The organism is Gemmatimonas sp. (assembly GCF_041689975.1).
Lineage (GTDB): Bacteria > Gemmatimonadota > Gemmatimonadetes > Gemmatimonadales > Gemmatimonadaceae > Gemmatimonas.
This window is the reverse complement of the sequence record NZ_JBDNFF010000055.1, coordinates 1-8,113: the sequence shown is the minus strand read 5'-3', so window position 1 is coordinate 8,113 and position 8,113 is coordinate 1. Positions and strand designations below refer to the sequence as shown.

Below are 8,113 nucleotides of genomic sequence, written 5' to 3'. Positions count from 1 at the left end.
TCGCCGAAGACGGCGATGACTGGAGCAAGGGCTCGGATGTTGGCATTGGCCCGCACGCCCACACGCCGATGAGGCGCGAGTGCGGCGGAGAGTCCGGCGCCGCCTATCGAGGCCGTGGCATTGCCGTTCGACGTCAGCGGTCGTCCGGCGGTTTCCAGGCGCACAAGTCCTGAGAGAGCGTTGCCGTACTGCGCGCCGAACCCGCCGGCTGAAAAGATCGTGCGATCGAGCAGGAACGGGTTCACGGTGGCCGTGACGTGGCCAACGGGATTATCGAAGCGCGCCGGTGAGAGCAACCAGGCATCGTCCAGCAAGACCCGCGTCTCGGTCACGTCGCCGCCGCGCACGAAGAGGCCGCTGCCCTCGTCGACATTCTGCGGTCCCGGTAGCGTTTGCAGCGCCTTGGCGACGTTGGCGGCAGCACCCGGCGTCTGCGCCACCTCCAACGGTGTGAGTGAGGCGGTACGACCGGTGCCCAAGGTGTACTCACCCGCTGCGACCACGGTCAGTGTGGAGAGCGAGGGCGGCATCGGCACGATCGTCAGCGTCACCGCAGTATCCATCGGCAGCGTGATATCCACCGTAGCCGGTGCGAAGCCGACGCGCCGCGCCACCAAGGTGGCTACGCCGCGATACGACGACTGCAGCGCGAACCGTCCGAGACTATCCGATGCGGTCTGGTCCTGTGTTTCGAGCAAGTAGATCGTCGTGGGCGGCGCCGGGTTGCCATTAGGCAGCCGCACCTGCCCGCGAACGATCACGCTTGGCGTGCCCTGCGCGCGCATCGTGGTGGCCAGGCTGGCGCTCGCCACTACGAGCAGGGCAACGACCGTGCGGCGCCGTGTTACGGGACTGAAGCCGGCAAACCTCGTGAGCGTGTTGTGCATACACGGGAGCGTACGGGCATGGGTACGCGCACGGTGTCAGCCAATCGGTGAATCGACAGTTCGGGTCGGTAAACGGAGAGGCGTTCCCGGCGTAGGCGCCTACGCCGGTCGCGCGCGCATGCGATCAGAACCGCAGGCCGAGCATGAGTGGCGCCATCGTGATGCCGTTACCACGCCCCAGCGTCTGGCCGCTGAACAGATGCTCGAAGCGTGCTTCAACGAACCCTTCGAGACCCAAAACTGGTACGAGCATGCCGACACTCGCCGAGGCGCTTGGTGACGTCTGCATCGTGCTTTGCGACGCGCCGTGCCGGAACACGCCCGCGCCCACCGCACCGTACGCGCCCAGCCAGTCGAACAAGACGCGGCGTTTTCCTTTCGATGTCAGCCGCACCGACAGGCCGGCTTTCTGATAGGCGCCGGGCAACTGTTCGTCCGTGTCCTTCGCCAGCGTTGCATATGACGCTTCGACCCCGATACCGGGCCACGACCCTTCGGGCGGCACGTACCAAGCGCCGAGATGTCCGCTCACACCAAATGTGGTGAGTTCACCGAGACGGCCAAGGGGCGACACCGGCGCAATGGCCGCATACGGATGCCAGCCACGCGCCAGCAACGCCCCGGTGCGCGCTCGGCGCTCGGCGGCCTGATCACCGGTGGATTGAGCGAGTAGGACGGTTGTGTTCGACAGCAGCAATACCGCAGCCGCAACGAACGAGAACGGTTTGCAACGGCGCGCGAAGTATGAAATCATGTGTGGTTTCCGGAGTGTTTGCGGCGGCCGATCGGCCCGGCGGGCGTCGCGTGGAAGACTTGTTCGAGCCACTCCATGGAGCCAGCGGCATCGTACCATGATGAGATCGACTCGTGTAAGTACAGAGTCGCCTCGTCGGGATCGCCCATACCGAACGTGTCGGGCAGCTCGTCGGCCAGCGGTGTCTCGCCGATCAGCATCGGCACGACATATGGGTTTTCCCGCATGGCAGTGCGGAGCGCCTTCGCCGCCGCCGTCACCGGGCCCAGCGTACGGTATCGATGCAGCGCCGTGGTGAACATCCAAGCCGCGGTGCCGTCGTCGTACGCGGCCAGCAGCGCATCGATCTCGGCCACCGAGCCGGCACGCATCAGCCACTCGAGCAACACATAGCGCACACCCTGATTGTCGCCGGCATTGAGACGCAAGATCGTGCGGGCTTCGTCGAGTGCGAGTTGCCGGTCACCGGTCTGCCAGAGCAGCTCGGCGAATACACGCCGGGCCGACAGGTACTGGCGCCCGACGGGGTGGTGCCAGATCGACGCGCCTTCGTTACCGAGCTGTTCTGCCAGTACGCGATCTCCGGCGGCGATGCTGTCGCGGCAATGAGCGAGGGACTTGGCCGAACTTTCCGCGACTTCGGCCAGCAGCAGGTGCGCCGATACGCAGTCGGCATCGAGCTTCAGTGCCTTGGCCACCTGCGCCCGGAGCTTAGAGGTCGTGCGTTCCAGACGGGCCGTCACGACAAGATCCTCGGCGCGCTCGCGGTCGGTCGTGGGCTGCACGTGGCGCAACGGTTTGCCCTTGACCTCCTTTCCCATGAACGCATTCACTTCGTCGAGACTGCCGAACTCCTGCTGCTCCAGTAGACGCGAGAGATCGCGCATCATGTCGTCGCGGATGGACAGTGGCGAGAACGGCACGGGAGTATCCGGCGAGTTGCGACGTTTCGGCAATGCGACCTCGGGAAGGGGTCCATTGAGTTTACGAGTGACGATGGTCATTACGCGAGGGTGGCCGTGGGGTCTTGGTTCCGCGCCTATGTGAGTCCGCCGACCACCGCCGTCCCTTGACCTTCCCCGGCCCGCCGGTCAGGCTTCAGTGGTGACTCACTTGCCCAACCTCGGCCTCCCCGGCGCGCTTCCTACCCGCGACCGCGTTGCACTCCGCCGGTGGCTGCTGGCGTCGATCGTGGCCGTCTTCCTGGCCGTCGCGGTGGGTGGCATCACGCGGCTCACCGAAAGCGGGCTCTCCATTACCGAATGGAAGCCGGTATCGGGCGCCTTGCCGCCGTCGAGCAGCGCGGCGTGGGCGGTGGAATTCGAGAAGTTCCGGCAGATTCCCCAAGCCAGCGCCACGCACGCGGGCATCGAGCTCGCGCAGTTCAAGTGGATCTACTGGTGGGAGTGGTTCCACCGGAACGTGGCGCGCACGGTGGGGCTGGTGTTCGCGATCCCGTGGCTGGTGTTCATGGCGCAACGGCGCATTCCGCGCCCGTTGCAACTGCGTCTCACCGCATTGCCGCTACTCACGCTCGCACAGGGCGCGCTCGGCTGGTACATGGTGAAGAGCGGCCTCGTGGAGCGCATCAGCGTGAGCGCGTATCGGCTCACGGCGCATCTCGGGCTCGCGCTTGGCATCCTGGCGGTGTGTGTGTGGACGTACAGCGAATTGCGTGAGCGCACGGCGGAAGAGCGTAGTGAATCGCTGTACACGTCTGACCGTTGGCGTCTGGCATTGCTGGGCGCGACGGTGCTCTTGGGTGTGACGGTACTCTCCGGCGGCTTCGTGGCCGGACTCCGCGCCGGCACGATCTTCAACGAGTTCCCGCTCATGGGTGGTCGCGTGGTGCCGCTTGGCTATGCGGCGCTCACGCCATGGTGGACGAACGCCTTCGAGAACCCGGCGGCGGCGCAGTTCCACCATCGGTTACTTGCGCTCACGGTGACTGGCCTCGTGCTCACTCTCGCATGGCGTGCGCGGACAGCGCTGCTGCCGCGCCGCGTGCAACGTGCGGTGTTCGCGTTCGGCGCGGTGGTGACGGTACAGCTCGCGCTCGGTATCACCACCCTGTTACTTGCCGTGCCCGTTCCATTGGGGGTGCTGCACCAGTTCACCGGCGTGCTGGCACTGACGGCGGCACTGATTGCGACCCAGCGCGCCATCGCGACGCGCACGTTGGAGGCTGCATTTCCTGAGACCACGGCCGCACGTTCCCCGCGTGTGCCTGCGGTGCCGGTCGAGGCAGCAATCACGGCGTAGTCGGAGACGCCACGGCTCCCGCAGTGCCGCGAATTCCGGACTGATTCGAGAACGATTGACTGAGTCGGATACTGAACGGGGAGATTTGTCGCTGAGCGCTGTCCGCGTGCCGTTGCTACTCGTGATACTGGTATCGCTTGTGCCGCCGCTGGCCTTAGGCGCGCAGGTGCGTGGAGCAACGCCGCTCGATTCGGCGCCGGTGGTGCAATCGCCGGCCACCCGGCAGCGCGTCGTTCTCGATTGGATCCTTCGCCGCGAGCTCCTCGCGCAGCGTGACAGCTGGCAGGCCGAGGAAGATCGCGTCCACGGCGTGTTGCGCCATCCGCAGTACATGGAGCCCGGTATGCAGCGGTTGTCGATGCTGCACTGCCACCCAGACCGGCTGTATAACCCGTCGCCACCCCGCGCACCCGTCGCCTCGTCAAGATCCACGGCGCGCGGTGGTGTGGCCGCGCCGCCGGAGCCCATCGTGACTGGCCATCCGTATCCGTTGCCCGTGGTGATCGAGAGCCGCGCGTTCAAGACCGCTATGTGTCCAAACCGGCTGGTGATGGATGCGGACGACGACATGCTGCAGATGCCGCAGCACGACCCGTGGTTCACGCGTCAACTGCACGGAGAACGGCGAGCTGCCACTGGCGGCGGCGACTGTGCATCGATGCCGCCCGCAAACGGTGACGTGGTGCGCCGTGCTCGACGTATACGTGCAGTCCGTAGCAGGGCAGTGGGAAGTGGCGGACAGCGCGTACCGGTCGGTCATGTCGCGCCTCGATCCCGACACTCGGTGTTTCATGCGTTCGGCCGTGCATCTACTTCCCCTGTCGGACGCGACAGCATATCGCCAGCTACCGTGCGCAGTACGGGACTCGATGGACGCGACGTTGTGGTGGTTGGCCACGCCGTTTTTCGCCGACGGCATCAATCTTCGCGCGCTCGAACACTTCGCGCGCGTCGTTCGGAACAGCCTGGTGAGCGACCTTTCGCTCGATGCCTAACACCAGTAGCGTCCTAACGTTTTGGGATTGGAACGGTGCAAGTGGTTGATTTGCCTGGGGAACGGAGTCGTGTTGTCTGGTCTCGACGTGAACGAAGAGGCGCTGCATGTCGGTCTTTTGCGCGGAGGCGCGCGGGACCGTCGTACACCGAAGAACCGCCACAACAGGAGTGGTGGTTTGCCGCGCCCCGTCCGTCGGCCCGATGCCCATTTCCATCATTTTGCTGTTCTCCGCGTCTCTCCGCGTGCTCCGCGTGCTTCGCGCGAACCAGCTGGCTCTCCGATCGCTCCGCAGCAGCCGCAAGCCCCGCCGTTCGCGCGAAGTCCGCGAAGATTGCGAGGGCACGCGGTGAAGGCGCACATCTGGATCGCGAAGCAAGGTCTCCAGCTTGATCGGCAACGCGTGCAGGAAATGCTACAGATCCTGATTGTGGACCTTTTCGAGCAAGTCCCGCTCCATCAACTCCTTACGCCACTACCTGGTTATCCAGACGCTGATTTCGAGCCCATTCCACTCGTTCTCCCTTGAAAAACGTTGGGACATCACTGTTCGCAATTAATCGATGAGCATGAGGCTGTTCGCGACCATAAATGCGCACCGAAGGATCGAAAATAGGGACTGCAGGGATTGCGGAATTGCTCGTTGGCCGCATCGTATCCAAGGGCCGTGCCGCAGAAGCGAGCATTCGGCGCACCAAGGTGCGCCGCCATCAGTGCCGACACACACGCGACAGAGGTGGGGAATGCTGCGCCGACTCAGGGGGGTCGTGGGGATGTCGCTGCTGTGGGCCGTACCCTGGGCCATCGCCGGGATCGGGCTCGCGTTCGCCGTGCGTGCGCGTGGTGGATACCAGCAGCGGCGAATGGAGGAGTATCTGATGTTGATCGACTGGCCGGCTTGGGCTGGCGGAAGCGCCGGTTTCCTGGCCAGTCGTGGAGCGCTGGTGGGCGTGATCAACGGTGTGCTACTCGCCGCTGTCATTTTGATCGCCTATCGACGCGGCGCGAATCTCGAACGGATCTCCTTATGGCGCTTCGCCGCGTTGGGCGGCGCGACCACGGGCGCCGTTTCCGTGATGCTCCTGGACATGCCGTTGGTCATGGCCGGTCCGGCTGCCATCGTTGGCGCGCTGAGCGGCGCGGCCTATCTCGCGATGGCGAAACGCGGCGGCCGACTAGCCGGTGCAGGCCACGTCAACGAGATCGGCGAGGGCGATGCCGCTTCGAACGGAGCGCTGGTGCGGCCGGAACCGGCCAATGAAATTGACGCGCGGGCTCTGGACGCTTACCGCATGAGGTGACAACCGGCCCCGTGCGGGGTTCCTCGTGTTCCGAGTCGGACCATACCTTGCGCGTTCCCTCAGATGACTTGCGCGCTGGTTGTCGGAACAACACGCGCCATCATGCACAATGTGCGACAGGAAATCCCGCTGCTCGACAGCGTCTTCGTCGTGCCGAGCGATCTTGCGTTCGTGCCGGCAGGCGTGTTGACGAGCCGTTCCAGTCGATGCTGGATGGTTCGGGTTGGCAATCTTGTGCCATGAATCGCCGCAAATCTTCCAGCGATTCCATCTCTACTCGCCCCATCTTCGCCACGTTGCACGATCTCGAGGATGTCCTTCAGTTCACGAGCGATGACTTTTTCGCTGATGCGGGCCATCGACTTTCCTTTGGAGGCGAATTAGTGGTCGTGAAGTGTATTTCGCGTCTAATCAAAGTTGTTTCACGACTTATTTTGACATTTCGCGACAGAGGGAAATACCTGAATGTGGTTAAAATCGACCTATTCGGGCGCTCGAGAGTGCCGAATTCTCGCCCGCGTTATTGCGACATCACCCTGCCGTTCGTGCGCATCGCTCCACCGACCGGTGAGTTGATCGAGTGCGTCGAGCATTGCGGAGAGGAGTTCGGCGGAACGACTTCCATTTCGAGCCATGCGGTCAGATGGGTGCCGATTCCTGTTCTTCGCGTGCTGCTCTGCGTTCTCTGCGCCTCCGCGTCCTCTGCGTGATCGGTTCAACGGCCTGTTCGTCGCCGCCCCCGAGGAGTCGTGGGCGGCGTACGGTGCGCACGGGGGAGTGGAACTGATCACGCGGAGGACGCGGAGGCGCAGAGCACGCCGAGGCGCTCCGCCAAACCCTGCCGGACTTTCTCGTGAATACGCGCGAAATCAATTCCTTCGTAAAATGCATCGTCGAACGACAGGACCTGAACACCTTCGCGATGTTCCGCGTGGCTTCATCGCGCAAAAATCAGCGCAGCACTCGGCACTCTTGAGCGGGCGGATAGAATAAAAAATTACCGAACCCTCACCGCCGCGTGCCCACGCAGCTGCCCGCGACCACGTCGCCCACGGCGAACTTCACCACGACCAGCGCGTCGCGCACTTCGAGCTTGCCGTTGCAGTCCGCATCGCCCGCGGGGAACAGCGACACGGCGGCCGATACCTGCACGCCGATGAGCCCTTGCTGGATGAGCAGCGCGTCGGCGGCGTCCACGCGATTGTCGCTATTCACGTCGCCGCGCAGCACCGCCGCAGCGGTCGTGAAGTCGAAGGCCCAGATGCCGCGTCCGTACGTGGCCGCCACCAAGCGATTGGTGCGCGGATTGTACACGAGGTCCGTGATGCGGATGGTCGGCAGTCCCTCGTTGCGCGTCCAGGTGGCGCCGCGGTCGCGGCTCTCGTAGGCGCCCAGCATGTTGCCGACGAATAGTCGGCCACCGGGACCCCACACCGCGGCCTGCGTGGTCACGTCGGGGAGCGTGCCGTTGATGTCGGTCCACGTGACCCCGCCATCGTCGGACCGGAATACGTGCGAGGTCCCCGAACTTCCGTAGGTCACCACGACACGATCGGCATCGGCGGGATCGATCGCGAAGTCCGTCACGGCGCGCGCCGGCAGCGTGGTGGATGGCGACAGCCACGTGACACCATAGTCGCGGGTGTAGCGTACGTTGCCGTCGTTGGTGCCCGCGAAGATCACAGCTGAATCACTCGGCGCCACCGCCAGCGCGGCAATGACACCTGTGCCGCGTGTGAGGTCAGAAGAGATGGCCGTCCAGGCGGTTCCCTCATTGCTGGTGCGAAACACGCGCGAGCCGCCGAAGTAGAGGCGGGTGGATCGCTGGGGGTCGATCACGAAGGGGGCGATAAAGGCCCGGCGTTCACTCGCGTCGATGCCGCTGGTGATGGTGCGCTCCAAGCCCGTGCTGACT

At 64.5% G+C, this 8,113-nt stretch carries 9 protein-coding genes; 3 read left to right on the top strand and 6 right to left on the bottom strand.

Going from position 1 to position 8,113, the window contains the following annotated elements; genetic code table 11:
- The 3 genes from ACESNG_RS03975 to ACESNG_RS03965 all read right to left on the bottom strand — a co-directional run.
- Window positions 1-887: carboxypeptidase regulatory-like domain-containing protein (locus tag ACESNG_RS03975; RefSeq protein WP_373061390.1), on the bottom strand; the 887-nt coding region annotated here is incomplete at its 3' end.
- A 124-nt stretch (window positions 888-1,011) separates the two neighbouring features.
- Window positions 1,012-1,641, bottom strand: a complete 630-nt coding sequence (locus tag ACESNG_RS03970) for a hypothetical protein (protein ID WP_373061388.1) — start codon at window positions 1,639-1,641, stop codon at window positions 1,012-1,014.
- Window positions 1,638-2,645, bottom strand: coding sequence for a hypothetical protein (locus tag ACESNG_RS03965; RefSeq protein ID WP_373067914.1), 1,008 nt, complete (start codon window positions 2,643-2,645; stop codon window positions 1,638-1,640). Before ACESNG_RS03965 ends, ACESNG_RS03970 begins: the two co-directional genes overlap by 4 nt.
- Before the next feature lie 109 nt (window positions 2,646-2,754).
- Here ACESNG_RS03965 and ACESNG_RS03960 point away from each other — a divergent pair, with 109 nt between their 5' ends.
- Window positions 2,755-3,903 carry a COX15/CtaA family protein gene (locus ACESNG_RS03960; protein WP_373067912.1) on the top strand — a complete coding sequence of 383 codons (1,149 nt, stop codon included), beginning with the start codon at window positions 2,755-2,757 and terminating at the stop codon, window positions 3,901-3,903.
- Window positions 3,904-4,057: 154 nt separating this feature from the next.
- Here ACESNG_RS03960 and ACESNG_RS03955 read toward each other — a convergent pair whose 3' ends face one another.
- Window positions 4,058-4,210 (bottom strand): hypothetical protein, encoded by a 153-nt coding sequence (locus ACESNG_RS03955; protein ID WP_373061383.1) that lies wholly within the window; start codon window positions 4,208-4,210, stop codon window positions 4,058-4,060.
- 367 nt (window positions 4,211-4,577) lie between these two features.
- Here ACESNG_RS03955 and ACESNG_RS03950 point away from each other — a divergent pair, with 367 nt between their 5' ends.
- Both ACESNG_RS03950 and ACESNG_RS03945 read left to right on the top strand, forming a co-directional pair.
- Complete coding sequence (locus ACESNG_RS03950; RefSeq protein WP_373067910.1) at window positions 4,578-4,898, top strand: hypothetical protein; 321 nt, start codon at window positions 4,578-4,580, stop codon at window positions 4,896-4,898.
- A gap of 742 nt (window positions 4,899-5,640) precedes the next feature.
- Complete coding sequence (locus tag ACESNG_RS03945; protein WP_373061379.1) at window positions 5,641-6,198, top strand: hypothetical protein; 558 nt, start codon at window positions 5,641-5,643, stop codon at window positions 6,196-6,198.
- A 59-nt stretch (window positions 6,199-6,257) separates the two neighbouring features.
- On the opposite strand, the gene ACESNG_RS03940 is transcribed toward ACESNG_RS03945, so the two are convergent.
- Together ACESNG_RS03940 and ACESNG_RS03935 are read right to left on the bottom strand one after the other, a co-directional pair.
- On the bottom strand, window positions 6,258-6,557 hold the full coding sequence (locus ACESNG_RS03940; RefSeq protein WP_373061377.1) for a hypothetical protein: 300 nt from the start codon (window positions 6,555-6,557) through the stop codon (window positions 6,258-6,260).
- Window positions 6,558-7,206: 649 nt separating this feature from the next.
- Window positions 7,207-8,113: dockerin type I domain-containing protein (locus ACESNG_RS03935; protein ID WP_373067908.1), on the bottom strand; the 907-nt coding region annotated here is incomplete at its 5' end.